General features: G+C 34.9%; 28 protein-coding genes. 5 read left to right on the forward strand and 23 right to left on the reverse strand.

The genetic code is table 11. The features are described 5' to 3' along the window. Window positions 1-299: 299 nt before the first annotated feature. From COO03_RS25285 to sleB, 9 genes are all read right to left on the reverse strand, one after another. Window positions 300-653, reverse strand: coding sequence for a hypothetical protein (locus tag COO03_RS25285; RefSeq protein ID WP_097899715.1), 354 nt, complete (start codon window positions 651-653; stop codon window positions 300-302). A 22-nt stretch (window positions 654-675) separates the two neighbouring features. After that, window positions 676-1,827 (reverse strand): ParM/StbA family protein, encoded by a 1,152-nt coding sequence (locus COO03_RS25290; RefSeq protein ID WP_141523243.1) that lies wholly within the window; start codon window positions 1,825-1,827, stop codon window positions 676-678. A 470-nt stretch (window positions 1,828-2,297) separates the two neighbouring features. Further along, the gene (locus tag COO03_RS25300) at window positions 2,298-2,840 is read right to left on the reverse strand and encodes a DUF1697 domain-containing protein (protein ID WP_097899717.1); all 543 of its coding nucleotides are present in this window, start codon (window positions 2,838-2,840) and stop codon (window positions 2,298-2,300) included. A 110-nt stretch (window positions 2,841-2,950) separates the two neighbouring features. Continuing rightward, window positions 2,951-4,012: an aromatic acid exporter family protein gene (locus COO03_RS25305; RefSeq protein ID WP_097899718.1), complete on the reverse strand. Its 1,062-nt coding sequence runs from the start codon at window positions 4,010-4,012 to the stop codon at window positions 2,951-2,953. A 132-nt stretch (window positions 4,013-4,144) separates the two neighbouring features. Then, entirely contained in the window at window positions 4,145-4,633 is a 489-nt protein-coding gene (locus tag COO03_RS25310; protein ID WP_097899719.1) for a GNAT family N-acetyltransferase, read from the reverse strand. A gap of 25 nt (window positions 4,634-4,658) precedes the next feature. Then, a complete protein-coding gene (locus tag COO03_RS25315; protein ID WP_097899720.1) occupies window positions 4,659-5,015 on the reverse strand; it encodes a hypothetical protein in 357 nt (118 codons plus the stop codon). 117 nt (window positions 5,016-5,132) lie between these two features. Then, window positions 5,133-5,729, reverse strand: coding sequence for a YhcN/YlaJ family sporulation lipoprotein (locus COO03_RS25320; protein ID WP_097899721.1), 597 nt, complete (start codon window positions 5,727-5,729; stop codon window positions 5,133-5,135). Between the two features lie 26 nt (window positions 5,730-5,755). Then, the gene (gene ypeB / locus COO03_RS25325; protein ID WP_097899722.1) at window positions 5,756-7,096 is read right to left on the reverse strand and encodes a germination protein YpeB; all 1,341 of its coding nucleotides are present in this window, start codon (window positions 7,094-7,096) and stop codon (window positions 5,756-5,758) included. Window positions 7,097-7,111: 15 nt separating this feature from the next. Beyond that, window positions 7,112-7,876 carry a spore cortex-lytic enzyme gene (gene sleB / locus COO03_RS25330; protein ID WP_097899723.1) on the reverse strand — a complete coding sequence of 255 codons (765 nt, stop codon included), beginning with the start codon at window positions 7,874-7,876 and terminating at the stop codon, window positions 7,112-7,114. A 145-nt stretch (window positions 7,877-8,021) separates the two neighbouring features. On the opposite strand from sleB, the gene COO03_RS25335 reads away from it, so the two are divergent. Next, window positions 8,022-8,354 (forward strand): DUF3889 domain-containing protein, encoded by a 333-nt coding sequence (locus tag COO03_RS25335; RefSeq protein ID WP_097899724.1) that lies wholly within the window; start codon window positions 8,022-8,024, stop codon window positions 8,352-8,354. 59 nt (window positions 8,355-8,413) lie between these two features. On the opposite strand, the gene COO03_RS25340 is transcribed toward COO03_RS25335, so the two are convergent. Then, window positions 8,414-9,331, reverse strand: a complete 918-nt coding sequence (locus tag COO03_RS25340) for a serine hydrolase domain-containing protein (RefSeq protein ID WP_097899725.1) — start codon at window positions 9,329-9,331, stop codon at window positions 8,414-8,416. A 556-nt stretch (window positions 9,332-9,887) separates the two neighbouring features. Here COO03_RS25340 and COO03_RS25345 point away from each other — a divergent pair. Both COO03_RS25345 and COO03_RS25350 read left to right on the forward strand, forming a co-directional pair. After that, window positions 9,888-10,571 carry a GntR family transcriptional regulator gene (locus COO03_RS25345; protein ID WP_097899726.1) on the forward strand — a complete coding sequence of 228 codons (684 nt, stop codon included), beginning with the start codon at window positions 9,888-9,890 and terminating at the stop codon, window positions 10,569-10,571. A 21-nt stretch (window positions 10,572-10,592) separates the two neighbouring features. After that, the gene (locus COO03_RS25350; RefSeq protein ID WP_097899727.1) at window positions 10,593-11,225 is read left to right on the forward strand and encodes a sterol desaturase family protein; all 633 of its coding nucleotides are present in this window, start codon (window positions 10,593-10,595) and stop codon (window positions 11,223-11,225) included. 346 nt (window positions 11,226-11,571) lie between these two features. Here the strand turns inward: COO03_RS25350 and COO03_RS28215 are convergent, their stop codons facing one another. Further along, a complete protein-coding gene (locus COO03_RS28215) occupies window positions 11,572-11,757 on the reverse strand; it encodes a hypothetical protein (protein WP_141523244.1) in 186 nt (61 codons plus the stop codon). Window positions 11,758-12,278: 521 nt separating this feature from the next. Between COO03_RS28215 and COO03_RS25360 the strand changes: the two genes are divergently transcribed. After that, window positions 12,279-12,713, forward strand: coding sequence for a YrvL family regulatory protein (locus COO03_RS25360; RefSeq protein ID WP_097899729.1), 435 nt, complete (start codon window positions 12,279-12,281; stop codon window positions 12,711-12,713). Between the two features lie 61 nt (window positions 12,714-12,774). Here COO03_RS25360 and COO03_RS25365 read toward each other — a convergent pair whose 3' ends face one another. The 8 genes from COO03_RS25365 to kynU form a co-directional block, all read right to left on the reverse strand. Continuing rightward, complete coding sequence (locus tag COO03_RS25365; RefSeq protein WP_097899730.1) at window positions 12,775-13,533, reverse strand: ABC transporter ATP-binding protein; 759 nt, start codon at window positions 13,531-13,533, stop codon at window positions 12,775-12,777. Window positions 13,534-13,536: 3 nt separating this feature from the next. Then, window positions 13,537-15,855, reverse strand: coding sequence for an ABC transporter permease (locus COO03_RS25370; RefSeq protein ID WP_097899731.1), 2,319 nt, complete (start codon window positions 15,853-15,855; stop codon window positions 13,537-13,539). Then, a complete protein-coding gene (locus COO03_RS25375) occupies window positions 15,840-17,150 on the reverse strand; it encodes an MFS transporter (RefSeq protein ID WP_230322558.1) in 1,311 nt (436 codons plus the stop codon). The genes COO03_RS25370 and COO03_RS25375 overlap by 16 nt, the downstream gene beginning before the upstream one ends. 1 nt (window position 17,151) lies before the next feature. Next, window positions 17,152-17,793, reverse strand: coding sequence for a TetR/AcrR family transcriptional regulator (locus COO03_RS25380; RefSeq protein ID WP_097899732.1), 642 nt, complete (start codon window positions 17,791-17,793; stop codon window positions 17,152-17,154). Between the two features lie 515 nt (window positions 17,794-18,308). Next, complete coding sequence (locus tag COO03_RS25385) at window positions 18,309-18,536, reverse strand: hypothetical protein (RefSeq protein ID WP_097899733.1); 228 nt, start codon at window positions 18,534-18,536, stop codon at window positions 18,309-18,311. A 139-nt stretch (window positions 18,537-18,675) separates the two neighbouring features. Continuing rightward, window positions 18,676-19,515, reverse strand: coding sequence for a tryptophan 2,3-dioxygenase (gene kynA, locus COO03_RS25390; protein ID WP_097899734.1), 840 nt, complete (start codon window positions 19,513-19,515; stop codon window positions 18,676-18,678). A gap of 38 nt (window positions 19,516-19,553) precedes the next feature. Further along, complete coding sequence (gene kynB, locus COO03_RS25395; RefSeq protein WP_097899735.1) at window positions 19,554-20,183, reverse strand: arylformamidase; 630 nt, start codon at window positions 20,181-20,183, stop codon at window positions 19,554-19,556. 3 nt (window positions 20,184-20,186) lie between these two features. Next, the gene (kynU, locus tag COO03_RS25400) at window positions 20,187-21,473 is read right to left on the reverse strand and encodes a kynureninase (RefSeq protein WP_097899736.1); all 1,287 of its coding nucleotides are present in this window, start codon (window positions 21,471-21,473) and stop codon (window positions 20,187-20,189) included. Between the two features lie 162 nt (window positions 21,474-21,635). Between kynU and COO03_RS25405 the strand changes: the two genes are divergently transcribed. After that, complete coding sequence (locus tag COO03_RS25405; RefSeq protein ID WP_097899737.1) at window positions 21,636-22,253, forward strand: TetR/AcrR family transcriptional regulator; 618 nt, start codon at window positions 21,636-21,638, stop codon at window positions 22,251-22,253. Between the two features lie 441 nt (window positions 22,254-22,694). On the opposite strand, the gene COO03_RS25415 is transcribed toward COO03_RS25405, so the two are convergent. From COO03_RS25415 to COO03_RS25430, 4 genes are all read right to left on the reverse strand, one after another. Then, complete coding sequence (locus COO03_RS25415) at window positions 22,695-23,216, reverse strand: FAD-dependent oxidoreductase (RefSeq protein WP_097899738.1); 522 nt, start codon at window positions 23,214-23,216, stop codon at window positions 22,695-22,697. 570 nt (window positions 23,217-23,786) lie between these two features. Further along, complete coding sequence (locus COO03_RS27930) at window positions 23,787-23,921, reverse strand: hypothetical protein (RefSeq protein ID WP_255257283.1); 135 nt, start codon at window positions 23,919-23,921, stop codon at window positions 23,787-23,789. Next, the gene (locus tag COO03_RS25425; RefSeq protein ID WP_097899740.1) at window positions 23,921-25,033 is read right to left on the reverse strand and encodes a response regulator aspartate phosphatase; all 1,113 of its coding nucleotides are present in this window, start codon (window positions 25,031-25,033) and stop codon (window positions 23,921-23,923) included. The genes COO03_RS27930 and COO03_RS25425 overlap by 1 nt, the downstream gene beginning before the upstream one ends. 253 nt (window positions 25,034-25,286) lie before the next feature. Continuing rightward, the gene (locus tag COO03_RS25430) at window positions 25,287-25,529 is read right to left on the reverse strand and encodes a DUF3977 family protein (protein ID WP_097899741.1); all 243 of its coding nucleotides are present in this window, start codon (window positions 25,527-25,529) and stop codon (window positions 25,287-25,289) included. Window positions 25,530-25,735: the final 206 nt, after the last annotated feature.

The following is a 25,735-nucleotide window of genomic DNA, read 5'->3' on the forward strand; positions in this document are numbered from 1 at the left end:
GTAGACTTTCACCTTCTAACTTTCCTTATGTATGCTGATTCTCACTTAATTTGTGCGCTTCTCTACTTTTTTGTTCATTACACTGAACAATATGACTAACGATTGGTTTTATTTTATCAGCTTGAATAAGACGACTCAATTCCTACAGTTGTTTTCTACTTGGCTGTAACCACAATTTAATCTTCTTTGCTAATGAGGTGAATTTCATTCTATACAAATAGATTGAACAACCATACTTAAAATGCCACCGCTAGCTTCATATGTATAGCGGTGGCGTTTTTAAGTATATTTTTACATGTTTAAAAAAAAGGACAGTCTATTTGATCAATATATTCCCAAGGCTCCTTTTCCATACATCTCGCAAGTTCTTGTTTTTCCATCATTACTTTTTTACAAGGACTGACTTCAAATTTTAGCGTAGATGCATGTTCAACATATAAAGAAAAAACATGGCTATTCGGTAAAGTTTTTGATACATCAACATCTCCGACCTGTTTAAACAATTGCTGTACACCGTAAAAAAAGAAGCTTGTTACATTCGATTGTTTATTCAACCAAGCAATCATTTCTGGAGGTACCGAGTGATTTATATATATTTTTACTCTATCACCACGTTTATATCGTTTATATCGTTTATATCGTTTACGCCGCATGCTTACACCAACTAACTTAATGTTAAATTCGTAATTCTTTTTGTTTATGTTCCCTATACCTTGGAGAACAAGTGTATACTAATAATCCACGTGCATTTGTGAACAGTGGGTTTTCTACAAAAGTTACATTTTTCAACCTTCCTTTTTGTTTTAAAATCGATTGCAAGCTATTTTTAATGATGACTGCTCCCCCACCATAAATAAATACGTATGGATCATCTTTCATATCGTCAATCTTATTGATGATATCTGTCGCAACCCGTGCCGCTAAACTTAGAAGTGCCTGTTGTGACTCTTCTACTAATAAAGGATTTCTAGGATGATTCTCATTTAAATAAATTTGATTAAACTCTGTAATACTATCTATCGCTTTTGTCGGATACTTTCTGTTCCATCTTGTAATGATTTGCAATAAAGTTTCTTTGACTCCATAGGCCAACCCTTTACTCAATTGCGGCCTGAAATTCACTCCATATGAAACAACCTCCTCAGTTGTACCCGCACCTATATCAAAAGATAATAATGTTTTGTCAACGAAATCTATCTCAGAAATTATATCGTTTTCTTTTTCAACTTTGTGCTTTAAAACATTTCCTTCCTCATCATACACAATCCCCCAAGTACCAGATGCTCCTTCAGGTAGGCACTTACAAAATTCAACCGAGACGTTTATTGTGACATCTCTTCCATTTGGATAATGAAAAACAATCTTATGAGTTCCCATATAACGTTGCGCATTTTCTGCTGCTATTTCTTGTGTAATAATCTGCATTGGAAGAGCAACTGATAAATCATAACGAATATTGATACGATTCGAATTCGGATTATGACGCATAGCACTAATTGCTAAACCTGATAAAATTGTAAGAATCATCAATTCATCTGTTGACTTATTAGATTTCTTTTCCATTTCTGTCCCTTTTAATTGATCTTGAATAACTTTTTGCCCAACAATGTAACGTACGTTGTTTAGCATTAAAGATGGAGAACTAATGGTTACATCAATGTGATTTTCTAATTCAGATATTGGTATATCCACTTCATCCAATAAACCTGTTGATTCTCCAACGTATAGCGAATAAATACTTGGAATATAAATTGGCTTTTGTCCTTTCACCATTAATTTCAGACCATTATTTCCAGCGTCTGCACCTGCTTTTAGAAGTATAGACATAGATACCTCCTAATTTAATCTGACATCCCTACCCAATATATGCAGACTCAAACTTTTACATTCAATCCAGATAAAATCTTTTTTATTAATGTGCTTCATTTTACAGTGAGCAATATCCTTATAACCGAAGGAATAATTCTAGGGGAACCATCTTTGGGGTCTCTTTCATCCTCGGTTATTTTCTAAACTAAATTAGTTTCAAAATAGGTTATTTTATTCTAATTGGTATTATGTTTATTTTATTAATTTTTACAGAAGGATTTTCTGTTTTCTATTCCCTTCATAACATTCATAACTTCCCTTTATTTATTGCGTTTTGCTCTTCATTTCTTGTCATTCTATTTGTAGAATTCATTGTTTCTAAAAGATATCAATAAGAATAGCATGTATGCAAAAAGCCTTGTTTCTCTCTTTGTTTTAGAGAAAAACAAGGCTTCATTTGTAAGTAAGGAATTTAATAACCTTATTGTTTACGATAGGATTTCTTCTGCCATTGCGCTCAGTTTATTTACAGTTCTCCAGTTCCGCACCGTTGCTGGGGTACGAAATTTTTGAAACTGGTTTGTTAGTTTAGAATTTCGAATACTCTTCTTGAAAAACAAATATACTTCTTTACCTTCAATATAACAATCCTCTACTTCATTTTTAAAACGAAATAGTTGCTTAACTTCTTCGGCAGAAAGCTCTTCAGCCAAAAAAGCGACGTGTAGACTTTCACCTTCTAACAATGCATTCGTCTCATATGGACAGTTTTTGATAACTTGTTTCATATCTTGACTCGTTCTTAACATAACAGGAACCGCAAAACCAAAAACTTCTTCAATTTCATGTTCAATTCGTTGACGCAAAAGGTCTACTCCTTCTTCAGATTCAAAAACTACATTCCCACTTTGAATATATGTTCGAACCTTATGTAAGTCTAACTTTTCAAAAACCTTTTTCAGTTCCGCCATTTTAATTAATTTATGTCCACCTACATTTATTCCCCTTAATAGTGCAATATAAATAGTCATTATGTTATCCCTCATTTTTATTAAATCTAATTACCAAACCTATTATATACATATCTATTCTTCTTCAACATAGACTCTTTTCCCTTTAAAATACCAGAGCATTATACGAATTACATCGTTATATTCGTTGTTTCTTTTTCATATTTCTCACGTACTCGTTCTAATTCTTCCAACATATCATGAATAGATAGCACCTCAAACAAAATAATCGATTCGCTAGAAAAATGATGATGATAGTTATGTGGTTTATGCTCTGCTAAATCGCTCTTATGACCCCAAAATTGCTGATCTAATTCATCTATAAGTTGATAATGCCTATAATCGATTTCAGAACAATGATTACGCAATATACTAATCATTGACACAATGGCGCTATGCAATGTTTCTTTTTCTTTTTGTGACCATTTACATTCCACTATAGGTGCATGTGTTAGATTATCAAGATGATAAATAATTTGCTGAAGTATATGGAGTTGTTTTTGAACAGATAGAAAACTACGCATTTCATTTTTCGTATGGCGATGGTATTTCCAATCCTTCTGTTCATATTGAACAAATTGAACGGCCTTATGTAAAAGTAAAGTTAATTTTGAAATGCTATGAGCTATTTCCTTTTTTATCTGTTCTCCTTGCATAACTTGGTTTAACCATTCTTCCATAATATTTGCTGTTTTCAAAAACAATTCATTTTTACAACCTATAATTGTTTTCCCGTAATGGGGAGGTAAAATAAAGAAATTTACTAAGGTAGAAACGATAATTCCTGTTGAAGTCGTCGCTAATCGAACTAAAAAAGCTGCAAAATAGTGATTAACTGTAATTGGAATCATAGCTACAGCTGTCAAAGTGGCAACTAATGTACCTGCATATAATTTTAGCTTCTGACACGTTACAATCGTAAACATAGCTGCTAATGCATAAGAAAGTGCTTGATGACCAAATAAAAATGTAAAAGTCATCGCATAAGCTGATCCAATTGTTGAAGCTGGGAAACGAATTAATCCTTTTTTAATCGAGTCTGTTGCGGTCGGCTCAATTGTTACAATTGCTGTAATAACAGCAAAAATTGTTGGGATTTTAAAAAAGTCACAAACTAGCACTGTAAGAAAAACTGCAATCCCAGTTTTTATCACCCGGCCCCCAATAAAGTTCCATTTTCTTACTTGATTCATTCATTAATTCCTTCATTTCTGTCTCATTTTTCTATCTATAAAAAGTAATATTCCACTCTATATCGTAACAAATGAAAAAGCTTACCGCATGAAATTTTTTCAGAAGTAAGCTTTTTATTACATTATTTACTTTTACACCGGTAAATATAAAACGAGTTGTCTTCCAATTGGTCCCATTCTTCTTTGACCTCTATCCTCAAATCCTACTTTTAAATATAATTTTTGTGCTGGAATATTCCGTTCATTTACAGCAAGTACAATTTCGTTTTTCGTCGGAAAATAGTACGATACAAAAGCCTTTAATAATTCTAATGCCTTTTTTGCATAACCTTTTCCTTGCTTTTCGTAGTTGATTGAAAAAGAAACTAAGAGTAATGCATCATGATTATTCGTATACTCTCCGATTCTTTCACCAGTTTGAAGTGCAAAAATACCAACAGGTACTTCATTATCTAAAATAACAACTACATTTCTAGTTGGATCTTTCTTTGCCTTTTCAAGCAACTCACTTGGTTTCGACGTGAACTGAACTTGTTCACTAGGTAAAGTAAATGTTTCTATTATTTCTTTATATTGTTCCTTATAAGGAACAATTTTAATTTCCCCTGTATGTAAACTCATTTCTATCTCCCCATTCTTCCTAATACTAAATTAAACCCTGCTGTAATTTAGACCGAACCTTTCCATCCAAAAAAGTAATCTCAGCAAATGATTTAGGAGCACTTCCTTTCCAGGCGAAGGTTTGTTTGTGATTTGCTGAGTCTTTATCTCCTTCGTCTATGAGTAAATCTCCTTCAATTCCTATTAATTCTTTTACTTCGTTGTAGGTCATTCCTTCATTAATTTGTGAGAAAAGACTTCCATCAATTGTTTCATTTTTCTTTTTTTCTGTCACAGTTGAAGAAGTTACAGTGTGTTTCTTTTCTTGTTTCTTCTGATCACACGCTGTCATACTTAAAAATAAACAAAAACTACATAATATGAATGCGCTTTTATTTTTCATAATTCAAGTTGTCCCTCCCATTATTATTAAACCATATATTTCCTAATCAATAAATTGAATATTATATATTTAACAAACACATAAAAAATCCCGCACTTTTATAGTACGGGATTTGAATTATCTTTTCAGGTTATTGTTTGATTGATCTTCTTGTTCTTTTCTTAACTCATTTTTCTCATCTTTTGGTAACTGTTTATCACTTTGTTTAATCGGATTTGGTTCTCTGTTTTCTATTATATCATTCGGTACTTGTGGCATAACACGGCCAACGATTGCCGCAAGTTCATCAAGAATTCCCTCGCCTGCTTTGCCATGTTTAATTTGATTGCCCATTTGCTTTAATCGTTCATACGTGTCAACGTCTGCAACCACAACCGCATTTGCACCATTTGGATCATGTTTTAAACTTTCAGCAACAGAATATTTTATTGACTCTACGCGAGAGCGATCTAATTTCGCTTTTACATCAATACCTACCACTGCATATTTTCCAATAACTACTGCTGTTGCGTTGTTTACACCTGGTATACTAGACGCTAATGAAGCTAAATGATCTGCCACTTTTTCGTTCGGTTTTGTTGTACCTTGTGTATAGCTAACATTTCTCATGGATACATTTTTTTGTTCTGACTTTTCGTGAGCATTCTCTTTTTTACTTACACTACACCCCGTAATAGCAAAACAAATCATCAGCATATATATAAGGATTTTCATCATTCTCACCACTTTTTCATTGATGTTTAATCATAAATCTTTTCGACGGACTGCATCTTTTTGACTTTTTCTTCAGTACCATCATTTGCATTAATAAAGATTTGGTAAGTATCTTTTCCCAATGTTCCAATAAATTCATAGCATAATACTTCTTTATGATTATCATTTACAACAATCGCTTTACGTTCTTCCATCACTTTCACATCTGGATTGATTTTCTTCCTTGCATCAGCTGCGGTTAATTTTGCAGTTGGGATGGTTCGTTTTTGATGTGATGCTAAATACTCTTTTGCGGAAAAGCCAACAATTGATCCATCATCTAAAGCAATCTTCATTTGAATTGCTTCTGGATAAATACGCACATTATTTTCATTTACAACGTACGTAAATACACCAATGTTGTCATATTGGGAACTATCGTATAGTTCCATATTCTTAAACTTATGGTCTTTTAAAAAAGCTAGTCCTTTACTTCCAGCATCATTTAGACTAATTTTTTGTTCCTTGATTTCACGGTTATTCATCACCCAAATTGGATACCCGCCTTTTCCCGTAATATCCATATAGGATTCACTTTTTGTGGCTGGATCTTGAATCTTGACACTATAAAAGGCTTCTTTAGCGCCTTTTCCACTTTTCTCAACCTCTATTTTTTCATTTCCTTTTAAATTCAAAAATGATTTTGCGATTTCCGCTGCTTCATCTTTTGAAATGGCCTTACCTTCTGCCTGAAATCCGCCTTTTGTACTTTTTTGCATACTCGTAAATGTCGGTCCAAAATCTTTTGAAGCGTATGATGTTACGTTCTTTTCAACTGTTTTAAGTCCATCAATAATTGTGTTATCTGCTGGAGTCTTGTCTGATGCAAGAGCTAGTTCTACATCCATCCAGCGCAAATTATTTTTCAAGGCAAGATGCTGTACTTTTCGAAGTTCGTCTTGAATATTTTCCGCATTTGAATATAAAGTTTGTAGTGTTTTATATTCTTGATCGTTTAATGGTTCCTTCTCTAAATCACGAATTGCGGTGCGATAACTAAAATCTCCAATATTCGCCAGAAATTCTTCCGTTTTATTAAATGGCATTAATGTTAAAGGTAATTGCCCTACATTAGACCGAGCTTCTGATGTTAAACGCCATACATCTGCTAGTGCAGGTGATAAGGATGTCCGTGAATTCATCGCAAGTGTGGTTCCGATTTTATCGTGTAATAAATCAACCTCATATGCTAAGTCATGGAATGCACGCTGATAGCTGTTTTCTGCTCGAATGAGGACTGCGTTTTTCTCTTGATGCTCTTTATACCCCCAATATCCCGTTCCAACTACACCGATTGTTAACAATACAATTACAATACCTCGTAACATGTTTCCACCTCCGCTCTATTTACAGAAAATATGTTTACCAATTTTTTTGATTTGTGGACGACTCCAAATCCATTTACTCGTTGCAGTATCCGGATTGAAATAATAAATTGCATTTCCTGTCGGATCCCAACCATTTATCGCATCTAATACAGCTTTTTTCGCCGTTTCATTTGGTGTTAAATATATTTGTCCATCCGCTACCGCAGTGAAAGCGCGCGGTTCAAAAATTACACCTGAAACAGTATTAGGGAACGACGCACTTGTGACACGATTCAAAATAACCGCCGCTACCGCAACTTGTCCTATATATGGTTCACCACGGGATTCACCATAAACAGCATTCGCCATCAACTGGATATCATTTTGAGAATAACCATTTGGAACATTCGTTGCTGTGTTTTGTACTGGCTTATTACCACTATCTCCCTTATTACTTGTATTTCCTTTATTCGCAGTCGACTTCTCGTATTTCGTTGCTTTTACAAGCATCTGCTTTGTTTTAGCTCCAGCTAAACCATCAACAGGTAATCCGAATTTTTGTTGAAAGTTTCGCAGTGCCCAATATGTACCCCATCCAAAAACCCCATCTACTTTACCTGTATAAAACCCGTTGTATTTCAGACGGGACTGCAATTCAATGACATCTTCTCCAGATGCGCCTCGTTGAATAACTTGATTAGAAAATGCTTGTACATTTTTGGTTTGTCCACTACTCACTATGACTGATACACCAATGAACACAAGTAAAATGAGTATTTTTAGAATACCTATTTGACGCATTTGTTTCCCTCCTTAATGACAGTAATGAATTCATGGTTATGTTTTGTAAATAGAGCGCTTTTATGTAAAGAAGACAAAAAAATCCAAACTTATATGTTTTAATCCATATACAAATAATAAGGAAAAACAGGAAAAGGAGTTTATCATGAAGCGTTTTTTCACATGTTTTGTATTAAGTGTGGTGTTTTTGACGACATACTGTAATACATATATTGATTCATCAATTGTTCATGCACAGCCACCATATGCCAAATGGGGAAAACTTGCAGTAGAAAAGACGAAAGAAAAATATCCAAAAGCTCAAATTATCGATTACCTTCATATTGGTAGAAAGCCCAAAACGGTCAATATTACTGTCGAGAAGTTTAAACTGTGGTTACGTGAAAATGAAAAAGAATACGGGGTTTTTGTGGATGTAGAATTTGAGACGAAGACAGAGAAGTTTTTGAAGATTATATTCCAAAAAACAAGTAGATGAAATATAGAAAACCCGCTGGTTTATTTTAAAACAGCGGGTTTAAACGTTAATTCCTACTTTTATACATGATTAAAATTCTCTTGTAAATGCTCTATAAATAATTTTAATGGTACCAACCCACGCTTCGGCATTTTACTGCTTATTACAGCTACAAGTTCTAACCTAGGAATGACAATAATGTATTGCCCTCCATATCCCATAGCAAAATACATACAATACGGTATGTGAAATCTTTCATGATCTAATACCCACCAATGATATCCATATGCCCCAACATGCTCATATGTTTGGAATCGAGCTACACTTGAATCTTCAATCCATCTTGGCGATACAATCTTATCTCCATCCCAAAATCCATTTTGCAAACATAATATCCCTAACTTTAATAAATCCTCGCTCTTCATTTTCATACCAAACCCACCAATATAAATTCCTTGCGGGTCTTGTTGCCATTCATACTCAGTAATTTGTAATGAGTCAAATAAATACTTCTTTGCAAATTGCTCAGTCGTCATTCCTGTTGCTACTTGCAAAATATAACTTAAAAGATGCGAGGAACCTGAATTATAATTCATTTTTGTGCCCATCTGTTCTATTAATGGTCTCTGTAAGATGTACTTTACCCAATCATCTGATTCTATAAAATCATTCGGAAATACAACTCCATTTCCGAACTCTTTCCAATCCTCACCAGTTGTCATTGTTAACAAATGATAAAGAGTCAGTTCTTTCTTTTCTTTAGGTACATTGGGAATCCATTTTGCTATAGATGTATGTATATCATTTATATAACCTTTGTCTATAGCAATACCGATTAACATCGATACGATACTTTTAGTGATGGAATTAATTTTATATAAATTGTTTGCACATTCTGCTATTTTATAATACTTTGTCGTTAATTCACCTCGCTGATACACAAGGAATGCATTCACTTTCTTTTTTATAAACGTATTTTCTAGCTTGTCAAAATCCAATTTATATTCCTCCAAATGCATACTGTTCTTTTCTATTTTTACTATTCTACTCAAATATTTCTATTCCTAATATACTTTCTAAAAAAGCATCCAATTTTGCATAAGATACGTGTTCATGTTGGTTTGGAATAAAGTTTGATTAGAAAGTGGTTGAAAATGTTGATTTCATCAAAAAAACCCCTCACTATTTTAAACAAAGATTGATTAAAATAAAGGTTGATCATCTATTTTGAACAGATATTCTAACATTTATTCTTATAAATTATGAAGTTGCTAAAACTAATAATTTTCATAAGGTTGAATAAAAACCTCATTTACTTTATGATACGGTTCTCCGTTGTATATCTAAATGAGTTTTTTCTCTTTTATAAATATCCTAACAACGCATTTAAGCAATCATTTTCCATCCTACTAAGCAGCTTACGGGCTTGTTCGATAATTCTATTTATAAAAATTCGCTCCTTTTTTATTGACAGAAAATTCAAATTTATTATATAATTTTTGGTATTACCAATGTCTTTAACATGTATTACCATAAAATAAAGGGGACGATGGCTTGAAAGAAAAGGAACGCTCCTCAGATAAAATTGAGAGTGAATTAATTAGATCCATATTGGCTGGTGTTTATTCTGTAGGAAGTACTTTACCGCCAGAAAGAGAGCTTGCGAAAGAATTTGGTGTTGGTCGCCCAACTATTCGGGAGGCACTTCAACGTTTAGGAAGGAGTGGATGGATAACAGGAAGAAAAGGGATGCCAGCGATTATTAATGATTATTGGAGCAATGGGAATCTAACGACACTTATTAATATTGTTGAGAATCATCATACCATTACAGATGAATTTATTATGTACTTATTAGAATTTAGAAGTTCGTTGACTCCGACTTATATTCGTGATGCTGTTACGTTTAATCAACCTAAAGTGGTTGCTCTCCTTGCCAATCTTGAGCAGCTTGAAGATAGTGCAGAAAGCTATGCAGCATTTGATTGGGATTTGCAAAAAAGGTGTGCTGGGCTTGCTGCCAATCCGATCTTTCTACTCATTTTAAATAGCTTCGATTCCATTTATGTAGATATGGCGAAAAGATATTTTTCTGTAAAAGATCATCGTGGGTTGTCCTTCAACTATTACCACGACTTATTAAAAGCTGCATTAAAGGGAGATGCAATTGAAGCGGAAAGATTGTGTAAGACAACAATGGAGAAAAGCTTGGCTCTCTGGAAAGATAGAAAAAAATAAAGAAAGCTGGAGGCGTGATAAATGAAACTAAAATATTTTAAAGAATATTTTTCCTACCCTGATATATTGATCATGAGCTGTCTTTTCCTCATTAGCTTTGGATTTATGATTCTACATTTAATCTCTATCGGAATTTGGGGTGCTTTTATTTTGGGAATGATTATGTATTCCTTAGCTGAGTACGCTACTCACAGGTTTATTTTTCATCTAAAGCCACCAAAGAATGCATTTTTATTAAAAATGCTTAAGCGCCTACATTATGACCACCATACAAGTCCGAATGAATTACATTTATTATTTTTACCCTTATGGTATAGTGTGCCAAACATTACAATTGCAGGAGCAATTTTTTATTTTCTTTCATCCAGCTTTGTCATGACAAACGCATTTATTGCAGGTATTATGCTCTTTTTATTATTTTATGAGTGGAAGCATTATATCGCGCATCGCCCCCTTCAACCAATATCACCATGGGGACGCTGGATGAAAAAGGTTCATTTATGGCACCACTTCAAAAATGAAAATTACTGGTATGGTGTTACGAACCCAGCCTATGATTTTCTCATGGGTACCTTTAAAGACCAAAAGGATGTTGACCAAAGTAAAACTGCTAAAAATCTAGAAAAACGTGGTGACCAGAAAATAGAATTATAAAAAATAATCCATTCTGATCATCCTGGAAATGTCGAATGAAAAGTGAACTAAACGCTCCAATTGGGGCGTTTAGTTTTTTGATTTGAGTATTGGCAATAAAAAGGATCTTCAATGGAAGATCTTTAAGTGGCTTAAAGTGTATAAATTTTCCCAAGGTGTTAGTAACTCCATTCGAAATATCCCTTAATTCAAGTACCACTTCTGCTATCGGCAAAAATAACATCCCATAGTTTGTAAAACTAGCATAGTCTGCTGGCTTCGTTGCAGTACACAAAACAATCTCCCTTGCACATCTATATATATACAAGTGATATGCTTGCTGGAGATCCCGTAGAAACATAAAATGCTAATCGAGTGTCAATGAAAATATTACTTTGGTCCGGAAGATACAAAGACTTACCTGGTTTCCCATCAAATTTAGGTTTTTAGCAGCAAGAATATCCCGTATCTGCTCTGATGTCCAGCTTCTAGTAGGGGGCTCATTGTTTAATAAGCGTTGTTGCTCTTGATACCAAAATTTCTTAGCATACATCTATGACCATACATTCACTCACAAGAGATATATGTCTTATAATCTATCAAAGTTTAAAATGAATTAATGGAATATCATTCAATAATTTTTATTTACCATTTTTCTATCTAACCACAGTTTTGAAAAAAAGAATTGGATTTTTAACCAATTCCTCTGGACTTTGTCTTAATGGGGTAAAATTCCAATCCACACCATCTTTAACACCAATTTTTTATCAATCTTTATTTTAATTAATCTAACTTTGTTATAAATGATCAATCTATTTTATAAAACCACAGTTCACTCATATATCCTCCCTTTAGTATGTTACTAAAAAATAATAAAAAAAGAGTTATCCCCAATTGTAAATTTCAGGATAACTCCTTTCTTGTATATGTTAAGTTGCAGTAAAGTTCTTTAAAAATGAAACAAATACTAAGTTCTGATGTTAGTTTTTTCCATATAGTTTATAATAAAAGTAAGAAATATTCATCATTCGAATAGTTAACCAAGGGAAAGTATATTATTTTTGGGGGCGAAATGTGAAAAAATTTAAAACAATAGTAATATGTACTTTTATAGTAGCTATCATTTTGCTTGGGATTGTTTTGTTTGAATTCGTGTTGTTACGATTATTGGGATTACAATATCAATCGTTTGGTGATTTAACTATTTTCTTTGTGATTTATTTATTCCTTGATGTGCCTTTGTCGCTTATTACAGATAATTTACCAAAAGCTTTAAAAACTGTTGGAATGATTAACTCGATCAGAGGGTTATCATTTATATTAGATATGGGAAAAGCTTATATATTAATTACAACGATTGATTATTTTATGGTAACCATCATGATTTCTTGGCAAGGAACATTAATATTTTCTCTGATAAGTGGGCTTATTGGTATGAAATTAAAGAAAAATGATACTGATCCTCCTATGATTGATAGCAAAAAATTTCAGGAATTAGATAAAAAATAAATTCCAATAATTAGAACTTCTTGGACGGTAGTTGTAGATTCGGTAATTAATTTACAATATATTATATTCCTATTTCCCGCATTTTTGCCGTGACTTTTTTCATCCTGTCGTCAATATCTGTGCCACTGGATTTCTTAAACCGCATTTCGTTCACGATTTTCCCGTCACACATAAACATAATACGCTCAGTCCTAGCTGCAATCTTTGCGTCGTGAGTTACAAGCATAACCGTAGTACCTTCTGTGTTAATTTCGGAAATTATGTCCATAATTTCCTGTGCGGATTTTGAGTTAAGCGCACCAGTCGGCTCGTCACCGAAGATAATTTTAGGATTGCTAATAAGTGCGCGGCATATTCCCGCACGCTGAAGCTGTCCTCCCGAAACTTGTGTAATATCACGCTTTTCCAGTTCCGCAATACCAACCTTTTTCATAAGCGCTCTTGCTTTTTCGGTAATCTTCGCAGCGCTTTTTCTATTATCCCGCATTGAAGGAAGAATGATATTATCAAGAATATTCAAGTTTTTAAGTAAAGTCGGCTGCTGAAAAACAAAACCCATTTTTGTTCTGCGTATGTCGGCAAGCTCCTTTTCACTAAGTGCTGATAGATCCTCGCCGTCAAAAGAAACCTTTCCGCCGTCAATGCCGTCCATTCCACTCAGTGCATACATCAGTGTCGATTTTCCTGAGCCCGAAGGCCCCATAACCGAAACGAACTCTCCCTCGTTTATTTCAACGGACACGCCATCGAGAACATTATGCTTTTCATTGCCTGCTCTGAAAGATTTCACTATATTTTCACCGATAATAATCTTCTTCATAATCTACTCCTTCATATTTTCAGATATTTTTATTTGTCCCGCGCTCGATGTGGCGATAATTGTTGCGATAAGTACTGAGCATATCATCATCAATGGACATAATAGATACGCAGAAAGTGGATTAACAACAAACTTAAACGACGACGCTCCAAACGATGAAATAACCGCGCTCGCAAGTACCTCTCCGAGAGTGTTTGCTAGAAGCGTTCCAAGAACAATTCCTACAATCAGAACAAATACCGAACGCGAAACATACTGTATTGTGATATCCGAGTTTGTAAAACCTAACGATTTCATTACGGCAATTGAGTATCTGTCCTTTGCGACAAGCATTTTCATAAACAAAAGTGTAACCAATACCGTTATAATCAGCGCAACGACAATTGCAGCATAGGAGGCTTTTTCGATGGAGCTTATTGTCGAGCCGAATGTCTGTGTAATATATTCATCAATGCCCGAAATCTTTGCAAAATTGAACCTATCCGCATATTCCGAAGTCTTTCCTCCGACAAGAGATTTATCCGAAAGCTCCGTGTAAATAACGCACCACATAATATCCGCCGAATTGTCAGAGAAAATAGCCTTTGCGGTTTTGCCGCCGTTAGTAATGTCAGAATAAATTCCGCATACCGTGAGATTTTTCTCTTTCCCCTGAACCACCAGCGTAATGACATCACCGACCTTTTTGCCCAGCTCATCAGTATTAATAACTGAAAGCGCAATTTCGTCTTCTTCGGCGGGTGCTCTGCCTTCGGAATATTCTATTGGGAATATCGAATGGTCGCCAAGTTCAATTTTTATTCCTTCCTCCGATCCGTACTCCGTCTTTGATTTAAATGTTTTGGTCGTAAACACAGCATATTTAGATATAGATTTGTCGTGCTCCAGCGTCTTTACAATTTCCGCTGCTTTTTTAGAAATATTGTCAGTCTGCTGAATGTCAATGCGCATATCACTACTTCCTATCCCCATATATGTGATGAAGCTTTTTGAGGAAATCGTGTTGTACAGGTTCTGTGGAACGATAATGATAAATGTCGAAATCACAAGTACTGCAAGCATTGTGGCGTAAAGACTTTTTCTTGCAAGAACATCTTTTACGCCCAGAAAAACATTCGTGTTAAGCAGCCTGTTTCCGCTCAGGCAAAAATGTTTTGCGCCTGCGGATTTTTCCTGTGAAATGCCAAAGCGTATTGCTTCCGCGGCTGATATTTTTCGAAAGCGTTTCAGCATCTTGCTTACATAGGCAATAATTGCAAGGAACACGATTAATATACCGATTATTCCGAAAAATAAAGCGAAAGAAGAATTTTCACTTTCCCCCATATAAAGCCGTATATTTTCAAGAAGCATGCCTCTGAACACAAATGAAAGTGCAAACCCGAGAGTACAACCAGCTGCCGCAATCACCGCGTATTTCGCAAGATAAATCTTTTTTATGTCGGAAACACGTAGCCCTATTGCTTTCATAACACCTATTTCTCGGTAATCGTCTTCGATTTTTGCAAGGAGAGTAAAGCGTATGCACATAAATGCGATTGCAACGACAAGCGCACTTACAAGAAGTATGACCGCAATCATCAGCCCATCGGAAATGGCATTAAGCATTTTGAAAAGCGGATATGTAATTGTCGGTCCGTTTGCTTCAAGTCCTGCGGAGGTGTAAGCAGTTTCGAATGCGCCAATTTCAGACAAGTCCTTTAATCTGAATTCAATTAGATATTCCGTGCTTCCGGAATCCTTTATTGCCGCATAATCATTTTCACTCACCAGAAACCTCTTTGATGAGGCAAGCAGCGAGTTCATCTGTGAATCGCGGAGAAATCCTGCAACGGTAAATTTCTTTCCGTCTATCACAACCTTGTCACCGACTTTTGCAGTGCCGTCCTTCATATAACCTACCGGAACATAAATTTCCCCATCGGATACATTTATTACGTTTCCGTCAAGATCAAGGAGATAATCAAATTTTTCGCTCTGTGTGCTGAAGCCGTTGTCCTGAACATTGTCCGCAAGCGAGTTTCCGTCAATTACAATCTGCGCACCGTCAACATTGAGAAATTCAAGCACCTGAAATTCCTCGACATTGCTATTTTGCTTCGCGAAATTCGCAAGCCGTACAGTATCAATATCACCCGAATGCATCTGCATAAAATGCGGAGTTTTCGCCTGCTTCATGAGTGTATCTATCGCACCCGAAAGATTTACGACAAGTATCGCCGAGAGAGAAACAAGCATAGCCGCGGCAGCGACAAATATCATTGTTGTTAATGTTATCAGTTTGCTTTTTGAAATGTCATTACGGATTATTCTGTAATGCATACGTCACCTCTATTTTCAAGCTTTTTAACTGATTTCAAGTTATACAGAAATACCGAAGTAACACATAACAAAATCCCCGCGATAATAATGAGTAATCCCATTCCTCTGCCACTGCCCGTGCCAATGATTTTCCCCATACTACTAGCAAGCAGTCCACCGTCAACTAACAAAGGAGTGAACACATAATCCGCAAGCACACCCGAAAGAGTATAAGCAGCAATAAATCCAAGCTGTGAGATTAATCCTATAACTGACCATGCCCTACCCTGAACGGAATTATCAATGTTGGTACGAACAAGAAAATCTAGGGTTGTGTTTGCAAATGGCATCATTGCGAAAAAAAGAAATCCCGATATACAGAGAAGCACGATATTTTCGCGAAGTCCGAATACCGCCATAAACATTCCTGCACAAAACAGCGAAATAGAAAGGATTTTCATAAAACCCTTTTTTATCGGAAGAATACCTATAATCACACTTGATACAAGCATTCCAGTAGCCACAATTGTTTCAAGCGTTCCTACTACTACACTGTCCGAAAAAGCAAGTATCATCGGCACGGAAAGCGTTTCTATGAAACCGAGAAAGAAAGTCAACACCGAAGACATCATCACAAGAACAAGAACACCCCTTTTTTTAGAAATGGCATCCCAGCCTTCTTTAAGTTCCCTGGTAAACGAATTTTCTTGTTCATTTTTCTTTGAAATAAGACCTTTACGTACAGCAAGAGTTGAAGCAACCGTTACAAAAAATGTACAGATATCAATTACAAGTAGCAACTTTATATCCACAACGGTGAGCAAAAAGCCTGCAATTATAGGAGAAATTAGATATTTTGCTGAACCCGCAACCTGAACAAAACCACTTGCCTTTGTATATTCCTCTTCGGTTAGCAAATCCGTAACCGTAGCCTTATATGCCGGATCAAGCATCGATGAAAAAATCGAACTTATTGTAACTCCCACACAAATCTGCCATATCTGCGCTTCACCGCCAAGCATACAAATCAAAATGAATATAAGTCCTATCATAGACAGACTGTCCCCCAGTATCATGAGAAGCCTACGGTCATAACGATCCGCAAGTACTCCTGCCACAGGACTTAAAAGAAGTGACGGCATAAACGCAAGTAAGGTTACCAGTGCCATTAACGATGCTCTTCCTGTTTGCTCAAAAACATAAATTGTAAGCCCGAACGAAGTAAGTCCACTTCCTATCGCTGAAATAAATTGTCCCGACCACAAAAGTAGGAATTTTCTGAATGACCCACCTGGATTATTCATTGCCGTTTCCATTTCATCTACCTCCATTTCCATTGTCGAACATCTTCATCATGTACATAAGACTTCCGCTTTCGACACCGAGTAGCCTTTCTACGTTGAAAACAAACGCCTGTATACGTGAAGCAAGCTCTTCGTTCGTCAAATTCACCATATCACCATCAAAAACAGTATTTGTATAAGCCACAACCATTTCCATGCATTCATACGGATATGGTGTATTGAACAATCCTTGCTCAATGCCCTCGCGGATTATTCCCGTCAGTATCTGTGGAACGCCATTTATGATAACCTTTTGTATTTTCTGATGCATCAGCGCATTCTGTGGCTTGTGAATGTGCTCAATAATTTCCTTTCCGTTTCCGTCACTAATGTTAAGTGCCATTACAACGCGGATAATACGCTCATTAACGGTAATGCTCTTGTCTGCGGCAATTCCCTTCGCAGCTCCTAAAATTCGGACAGTATACCGTTCAATTAGTGCGTCCATAATATCCTCCTTCGACTTGAAGTGATGATACAGCGTTCCCCGCGCAATCCCGACCTTTTCGAGAATATCGTTTGTACTTGTGCCATCAAAGCCCTTCCGACCGAATAGCTCATCAGCCGCGTCAAGTATTTCGTTCCTGCGCTCCTCGGCTTTTTTTATTACTCTCATTTTTACAACCCCTCTCAACAGACCGACTGCCTGTCTATTTTATACTGTTATATTAGCATGGTATTTTTTGGTAGTCAAGAGCGCACGTTAAAGTATAGTTAAAAAAATTAAGATGTTCAGTAATTTGCAGCGCACCAAAGTTTACTCCTTCAAGAAGGCTTTAATCTGGCATTAAATCATAGAAACTAATTTATTAGGTGATTGTTTAATTAAATTAGAAAACCCTAAAATATTAGTAAAATAAACTATTGATTCAAGTAAAATTGGATTATATTTAGGTAATATTCATAGCTTTGTATTTTTCTGAAAAATAAAAATACTCTCTTGTAGATATAATACCTGAAGAGATTATTTTTTATCAAACTTTATTTCAAAGCCACATTTTCTTAAAGTAAAGTATCCAGTTCGAATATTAAAGATCATGTTCAATAATTGACTTTAAGTTCTTTTCACTTAATCCGTTTTGGCAAAAAGCAAATGATTTATTAGTTATTTTTTTGAACGATCAACAATTTTTATTTCTTTCTAAAGTCTAGTAAAGGGTTCGTATCGCTTAATTCAACGAAGAATGGGACAAGGAATAGAAAGAGAAGAGCTAAAATATCACTTGAAAAACGAAAGGTTTCTGATGATAAGTATTGCCTTTGATAACAATACGGACAATCTTTACCATCGTTTTGGAAATAAAGAGACCATACATCCTTTGCTTTCCATCTTGTTTTACAATTCGTACAACGAGTCACAAAACCCCTCCTAATCTTTTTATCCAATCTTTGGACTATACTCCTTATCTTTTCTTAATATTAATTTTACATAACTACAAAGAAAAAAGCACATCACTTTTCATTAAGTGGTGTGCATAAAGTTTATCAAAATACTTCTTTATAACTTCGTCCGAACATTCCAAAGCTCTGGGAAAAAGCGTTGATCCAACACGCGTTTTAAATAAGAAACACCCGATGATCCACCTGTTCCCATTTTATGACCAATAATGCGTTCTACGGTTTTCATGTGACGGAATCGCCACTGTTGTAACCAATCTTCTATATCAATTAACTTCTCCGCCAGTTGATATAAGTCCCAATATTTTTTTACATCAGCATACACTTCTAACCACGCTGCTTCAACTGTCGCATCTTCTTCATACGGCTGTGTAATATCACGATTTAGTACATCTTTGTGAATTGGGAATCCTTCTTTTACAAGCGCCTGAATTGCAACATCGTAAAGGCTTGGCGAATGAAGTGCTTTATGTAAACGAGCGTGTAATTCTGGATCTTTTTCATAAATTTTTAATGCGTGAGGTGTTTTATAACCAAGCGCATATTCAATCATCCGATATTGATACGATTGAAATCCTGATGCTTGGCCAAGCGAATCACGAAATTCAATGTATTCAGATGGTGTTAGCGTTGCAAGAATATCCCAAGACTGAATAATTTGCGATTGAATTTTTGAAACGCGCGCCAGCATTTTAAAAGCGGGTGCTAATTTATCATTTTGAATAGATTCAATCGCTGCGCTAAGCTCATGTAAAATTAGTTTCATCCAAAGTTCACTGGCTTGATGAATTACAATAAACAACATTTCATCATGATGATCGGAAAGTCTTTTTTGACTTCCTAGTAAACTATCTAATTGTAAATATTCCCCGTATGTCATATTCTCTCTGAAATCTGTATGAATTCCCTTTTCCATGATTACTTTTTCATTTTCTTTCATAAAAATGAACACCCCTTCTATGCATCATGTGCCTATTCTTATAGTGGTCTTATTACAGCACGAACTGGACTCCCATCCGCATCCATCAATGCGAGCGGCAAGGCAATCAGTTCATAATCTCCGTCTTGTACATGATCTAATACTACATTCTCTAAAATATGAATACCATGTTGAAATAATTGATGATGCGTTGCTAGTTCTTTATCATCTAACGGGTCTACAGAAGGTACATCTACTCCAATTAATCGAATGCCCTTTTCTGAAAGAAACGGTGCAATATCAGTACGTAAATATGGTATTGTCACCGGAAACTCCTGTGCATTTCCATGTGAAGAAGTACGCAGCAATAAGCGCTCTACACCTTCTAAATCAAATTTTTCTAATTCCACCATCCCAATACTATCCATGCCTGAAACATCAATGATACGTGCTGGGCCAACATACACATTCACATCTAAATCTAGTACTTTTTTCCCTTCATTATCAAAATGAAATGGCGCATCAATGTGTGTCCCTGTATGAATGCTCATCGTCAATTTCCCAACATTGACAGAGCCGCTTTGCTCTTTTGACCACGATACTTCGTACGAGAACGGCGTATCTCCTGGCCATGTCGCTATCTTATTATTTAATGGCTGTGAAATATCAATCCAGTCCGATTCTTTCATCGTTTATGCGACAACCTCTCGCTTATTTTTAAACTGTTTATATTCTTCATCTTTCATTATCTTTTTCAAAATTTGCACAGACTTCCACACTTCTTCATACGTGTTATATAAAGCAACTGGTGCAAGACGAACCCCATTTGGTGCACGAAAATCAGGAATAACTCCATTTGCTTTTAATGCTTTACATATACGTGCTGCTTCCGGATGCTCCAAATAAATATGTCCCCCGCGCTTTTCATCTTCTAATGGATTTCCAATTGTAAATCCCATACCCTTCAATTCATGGCTGATTAAATCTAACATATAGCGGGTAATATGTAATGACTTTTTACGCAGTTTGTTAATACCTGCTTCTTTAAAAATCTCTAATGAACCAATTAATGGAGCTGTACTTAACACATGAGGGGTCCCAATTTGATATGCCCCAGCATGTTCAGCTGCTGTTAATGTATGTTCCATGTCAAATTGTTTATCTTTTCGAGAGCTAAACCAACCAGAAAGTCCTGGAAGACGATCGAAATGTTTTTGGTTCACATATAATCCAGCAACACCACCAGGTCCTGCATTTAAATATTTATAATTACACCATACTGCAAAATCAACATCCCAACTCTTGAAATCATGCGGGATTGAACCAATAGAATGACATAAATCAAAGCCAATATGAATACCGCGTTTGTGCGCTTCAGTAGTTAATCGTTTCATATCTAAAATTTGTCCACTCCGATATAACACAGCAGGCAATAAAATTAACGCAATATCATCAGTCATTGCATCAATAATATCTTCTTCTTGAAGCGTCCTACCATCTTGACTCTTTACTTGTACAAGATGTTCATCTGGATCTAATCCTTTTAAACGAATTTGACTTTGCAAAGCATAAATATCTGATGGAAATGTTAACTCATCCGCAAGAATCTTTGTACGCATTCCCTTTGGTTCATAAAACGTCGCAATTACTTGATGAATATTCGTTGTCGTGGAACCGGTTACAATTACTTCTTCAGGTAAAGCACCTATAAGCGGTGCAGTTAATTCACCTAATTGTTCTGACAAAAAGAACCAAGGATATTCCCCTTCTGTCCACCCATCAATTCCATACTCTTTCCATGAATGTAACATCGTAAGTAAAGATTTCTCTGCTCTTTTAGAAAGCAATCCTAATGAATTTCCGTCTAAATATATTGTATCTGCTTTCTTATAAAATTCTTTTTGAAATTCAGCAAGTTCATCGTGCTTATCACATTCAATTGCATACTCGTAAGATGGTTCAAATGGCTCTTGATACATTTTTTTCACCTTCTCTTAATTTTCTTTTTATTCTAACTAATTGAAATATAACATCATAATTGACATGACGTCAATGATATTATGTCAGTTGACTTTTTACATTCGATTCAATTAGAATAAAATTATATTTTCAGATATTTCAGCATAAAGAGGTGATATTTTTTGGAAAAGAATCTTCTTTCAACAAGACAACAACGATCAATAGAAACAAGAAAGAAATTATTAAAATCAGGTCGTAGAGTTTTTTTAGAACACGGGTTTCAAAAAACAACAATCTCTCAAATTATTAAAGATGCTGAAACTGGCTATGGTACTGCATACGTATATTTTAAAAATAAAGATGATATTCTAATTGTCCTCATGGAAGATGTGATGAATCGTTTTTACACAATTGCTGAACGTTCCTTTTTTCCTAAAACAAAAATAGAAGCACATACTATGATTCAAAATCAAGTGCGGGCATTCTTACAATTAGCCGAAGAAGAAAGAAATATATTACAAATCGTCGAAGAGGCTATTGGAGCATCAAATACAGTTTGTCATAAATGGAACGAAATCCGTGAACGTTTTATTAGTCGAATTATGCAGGATATCACTTATTCACAAAATAATAGATTGGCACGAAGTGAGTTAAATAAAGCAATTGTGGCACGTGGTTGGTTTTATACGAATGAAATGTTTCTATGGGAAATCGTTCGAAATGAGAAGAAAGTAGATTTAGAGGAAGTTGTATTTACACTAACAGAGATGTACACCTCAGGACTATATAAAAAATCTTAATTTTCAAACTTAATTATAATCATAAAATATTTTTCAGGATATGACAAAGTTAACTATGGTATTTCGCTTATTTTAAAGTATTGAAGTTTGAGAAATTCCCTATCTATTGATTCTAACTTTCCTTCAACAACTTCACATTCAAAAAAAGAACCCTTAATTTACAAGGATTCTATGCATTATTTGCACTTTAATTTCCTATTTCGGAATAGGGGATTTAATAATATATATAAATCCATTTTAATTTTTCGACATCTAAATCCCTACTATGCAGAATAACAAGTAACCTATACTCGTTTACTCTTTCTGTTTTTACTTCGCATGTGGCGGAAAAAGGCCCTGACCGCTTCTATGCATGGCCAGATGCTCTCTCCCACCTAAAAAAGGGGGGGTGTTGGTTTTTTAATTGATGTATATATAGTTTGTCTGAATAAGTTTTTCACTCTATTTTATTAAACTTGCAGAATCCCAAGTAAATTTCCTGATTTTCCAACCGAGTTTTCCTGTAATTAGGAAATCCAGTCCCCATTTCCGAATCCATACCATTCCTCGTTCTGGTCCCAAGCCGATGCAGAAAAGATCCATGTATGCTCGGTGAGAGGGTGCAGGACGTTTGTTTATATCCGTCATAATGACTTTTGCCAATCGTATTGCTTGAGGAATGGCTTCTTTACATGTCATTCTGTCTGTTCGCCCACTTACCGGATCTATAATATGTGCACAATCCCCGATACTATAGACACCTGGAGCCCCCTTGACACGATAACTAGTATCCACCATGACTTGACCATCAACCGTGAGGGGTAATCCAAATTTGTGAAGTGCAGGGCTCGGCAACAAGACAAGTGTCCAGACACATAGGCCAACGGGTATGGATTTGCTACCAGACATTTTTTTCTTAATGGCGTTTATGGCATTAATTCCTGCGTATCCGCCTCCAATTATGATACATGTTCGTTCTTTCATACAAATCCACTCCTCCTTGCTTGTTTACACATATAACGAATCATAAGTTCAGTTTGTGACATAAACATAAAAATTTAATTTCACTTTGCTTCCAAACGAATCTTTTTTCATGATTTTTTTATACATACAACAATCATAGGGATAGGAGTGAATGGGTGAAAAAATTGAATAGAAGATACAGGACGAATCAATAGGCGAATTGAAAATAAGCAAAATAAAAATGATCTAAATAGACAACAACCAGGTTTTGTCATTAATACGAGCAACTACGAAGAGACAAGTAGAGGGAATTTGTATAAATTAAATACTGAAGGGAAGAAGAATCCTTTAACTACCCCAAGTGGTAAGACAATTACTATTAATAAGAACTACTTACATTACAACCCAATTCATAGTGAGAAAGGAAAGATTGAGGATTATTGGATTGAAGATGATTCCGTTCTAAACATTCTTGTACCTGCTTCATTACAAAAATATGAAGATGAAATAGAAGCTAACTTTCTTAAACATGAGTCGAATACAATACCCTATAACAAAAGAGACCCGCGAGGTCTCTTTTGTTTATCTTAATTAAAAATGATCAGCATGCGAGTATTGTATTACAGTTTCTTCTTTTTTCAGAGCATGTTGTGTACCACCTTCACTATTCAGACCAAATGCTAACGTTATTACTAACCCTAATGTTGCTAATACAATTTTTTTCATTATTTCAATGCTCCTTTACTAAAAATTTTTTGTTTCGCTTCGTAACACACATCAAAGTAATTACTAACTTTTTCATGATTATTTAACTTACGAAATTCAACAGCTAACAATTCTCCATATTCTTCAACGAAATCCCATAAACCTTGTTTCTTGAAATAAGAAATACCTTTTTTCGCTTCCTCTTCTACTACTTCAATAGGTTTGCTTTCATTTAATAAACGTAAAATATTAAAGTGATATACATATTCTTCATTTCCTATTTCATTACAAACTTTTAAACCTCTTTCGATGAGTTCTTGAGCGACATTTGTTTCTTTTAGCTTATAATGTTCACGCGCTTGTAAGAACAATGCTTTAAAATGATTTGGAATTTGTTCTGTAACTTCAGATAAGTGACGAATCGCTAATGTAGATAAATTTTGTGTTGCATATAATAATCCAAGATTATGACGTACTACTAAAATTAGTTTCTCTTCACCATGTTTTTGTAAAATGTCAATGGATCGATTCAAATGTTCTTCTGCTTTTTCAAATTGTTTTAAAAATATACAAGCAGTTCCTAATGTATTTTCACAAGATGCAACTTTCACTTCATATCCAGCATGTTTTACAAATATTTCTTTTGCTTTACTTGCGTACTCGATCGATGTTAGCATTTTAGAAGTGTGATGTAGCACAGCGAATTTTTGATTGAATTCAGCATGCTCTAATTCATCAGAAATATATTCTAATAAACTTTCAGCTTCTTCATATTGTCTTTTAGCTTCATTGTAATCACTAAACATTAAAGTATGTTCAGCTTTGAAAGAATGATAATAATAAGCTGTAAGCTTGTCTGTTGTTTCATCAATAGAATCAATTACATCAAAGCTGTCTTTTCTAATGCTTAATCTATCAGTAAGTAGTCTGTATTTAAAATCTAACAAGGAATAATATAATAATAAATTCTGATTTTGTTTTTCCTCTTTTTCTGTATGCTTAATGTGCTCTACTTTCTCATCTATTTCTTTTTTTAATTCTGTTGCTTTTATTAACTGCTGTGATAACATCAATTGATACAGATCGTTAAGTTGCTTCATGATTACTTCATGCGCGAAAACACCTGTGCTCATTCACTACGCCCCCCTCGATATTCTCTATCCCTCTAAATATTACCATAATTCTGTAAATTGCGTAGAAAAATACCTTCCCTGTAAATTGATAAATAAATGACTGAATATTATGTTTATTACAACACAGAACGCTTAGCGTACAAAAAATCCCTTATTCACTTCCATAAAATATCTTAGCCTGGGTTTTACGTCAAAATCTTGACGGTATCCCTACTACGAAGGCCACAATCCTTATAAATAGACACCTCTTTTTTTATTGTAGCCTACTCACAATCCCAAAAATAAACTTATACTCATCCCGTTTCTTTTTTACTTTCTTAAATCCTTCTTTTGAATCAAAGATTAAACAAGTCTTTCTAAACCAAATCCGTAAATAACATGATTCAAAATAAATAGGTTTCACAATCCCTTTTTGCTCAAATTCAGTTCCATCTTGACATTCTGTTTCTGTTCGAATGAACCACCTATTTCCGATTCCAATTTCTATGTATTTCACTTATAACTCTCCTTTAGGAAATTCTGTTTCTAAACATTCCTTTATTTCCCCGGTAAGCGCAGATTCCGACAAAACATACGCTTACATATAAAAGAAGTAGATTTCTAGCACTCTACTTCTTTACAATCGAAATCGTTGCTATATAAATCCATTTTAATTTTTCGATATCTAAATCCCTGCTATGCAGAATAAAAAGTAACCTACAC

The organism is Bacillus sp. AFS098217, assembly GCF_002551815.1.
GTDB lineage: Bacteria > Bacillota > Bacilli > Bacillales > Bacillaceae_G > Bacillus_A.

Bases quoted from the DNA above. Each gene is read 5' to 3' on its own strand.
- COO03_RS27930 (WP_255257283.1), bottom strand. From the start codon at position 23,921: ATGAAAAAAATTGTATTAGCAACATTAGGGTTAGTAATAACGTTAGCA.
- kynB (WP_097899735.1), bottom strand. From the start codon at position 20,183: ATGAAAGAATCGGACTGGATTGATATTTCACAGCCATTAAATAATAAG.
- COO03_RS25425 (WP_097899740.1), bottom strand. From the start codon at position 25,033: ATGAGCACAGGTGTTTTCGCGCATGAAGTAATCATGAAGCAACTTAAC.
- sleB (WP_097899723.1), bottom strand. From the start codon at position 7,876: ATGCGTCAAATAGGTATTCTAAAAATACTCATTTTACTTGTGTTCATT.
- kynA (WP_097899734.1), bottom strand. From the start codon at position 19,515: ATGAAAGAAAATGAAAAAGTAATCATGGAAAAGGGAATTCATACAGAT.
- COO03_RS25375 (WP_230322558.1), bottom strand. From the start codon at position 17,150: ATGGAAACGGCAATGAATAATCCAGGTGGGTCATTCAGAAAATTCCTA.
- COO03_RS25415 (WP_097899738.1), bottom strand. From the start codon at position 23,216: ATGAAAGAACGAACATGTATCATAATTGGAGGCGGATACGCAGGAATT.
- COO03_RS28215 (WP_141523244.1), bottom strand. From the start codon at position 11,757: ATGTATGCTAAGAAATTTTGGTATCAAGAGCAACAACGCTTATTAAAC.
- COO03_RS25285 (WP_097899715.1), bottom strand. From the start codon at position 653: ATGCGGCGTAAACGATATAAACGATATAAACGATATAAACGTGGTGAT.
- COO03_RS25380 (WP_097899732.1), bottom strand. From the start codon at position 17,793: ATGAGAGTAATAAAAAAAGCCGAGGAGCGCAGGAACGAAATACTTGAC.
- COO03_RS25370 (WP_097899731.1), bottom strand. From the start codon at position 15,855: ATGCATTACAGAATAATCCGTAATGACATTTCAAAAAGCAAACTGATA.
- kynU (WP_097899736.1), bottom strand. From the start codon at position 21,473: ATGTATCAAGAGCCATTTGAACCATCTTACGAGTATGCAATTGAATGT.
- COO03_RS25300 (WP_097899717.1), bottom strand. From the start codon at position 2,840: ATGACTATTTATATTGCACTATTAAGGGGAATAAATGTAGGTGGACAT.
- COO03_RS25365 (WP_097899730.1), bottom strand. From the start codon at position 13,533: ATGAAGAAGATTATTATCGGTGAAAATATAGTGAAATCTTTCAGAGCA.
- ypeB (WP_097899722.1), bottom strand. From the start codon at position 7,096: ATGTTACGAGGTATTGTAATTGTATTGTTAACAATCGGTGTAGTTGGA.
- COO03_RS25290 (WP_141523243.1), bottom strand. From the start codon at position 1,827: ATGTCTATACTTCTAAAAGCAGGTGCAGACGCTGGAAATAATGGTCTG.
- COO03_RS25315 (WP_097899720.1), bottom strand. From the start codon at position 5,015: ATGAAAAATAAAAGCGCATTCATATTATGTAGTTTTTGTTTATTTTTA.
- COO03_RS25305 (WP_097899718.1), bottom strand. From the start codon at position 4,012: ATGAATCAAGTAAGAAAATGGAACTTTATTGGGGGCCGGGTGATAAAA.
- COO03_RS25350 (WP_097899727.1), top strand. From the start codon at position 10,593: ATGAAACTAAAATATTTTAAAGAATATTTTTCCTACCCTGATATATTG.
- COO03_RS25335 (WP_097899724.1), top strand. From the start codon at position 8,022: ATGAAGCGTTTTTTCACATGTTTTGTATTAAGTGTGGTGTTTTTGACG.
- COO03_RS25310 (WP_097899719.1), bottom strand. From the start codon at position 4,633: ATGAGTTTACATACAGGGGAAATTAAAATTGTTCCTTATAAGGAACAA.
- COO03_RS25320 (WP_097899721.1), bottom strand. From the start codon at position 5,729: ATGAAAATCCTTATATATATGCTGATGATTTGTTTTGCTATTACGGGG.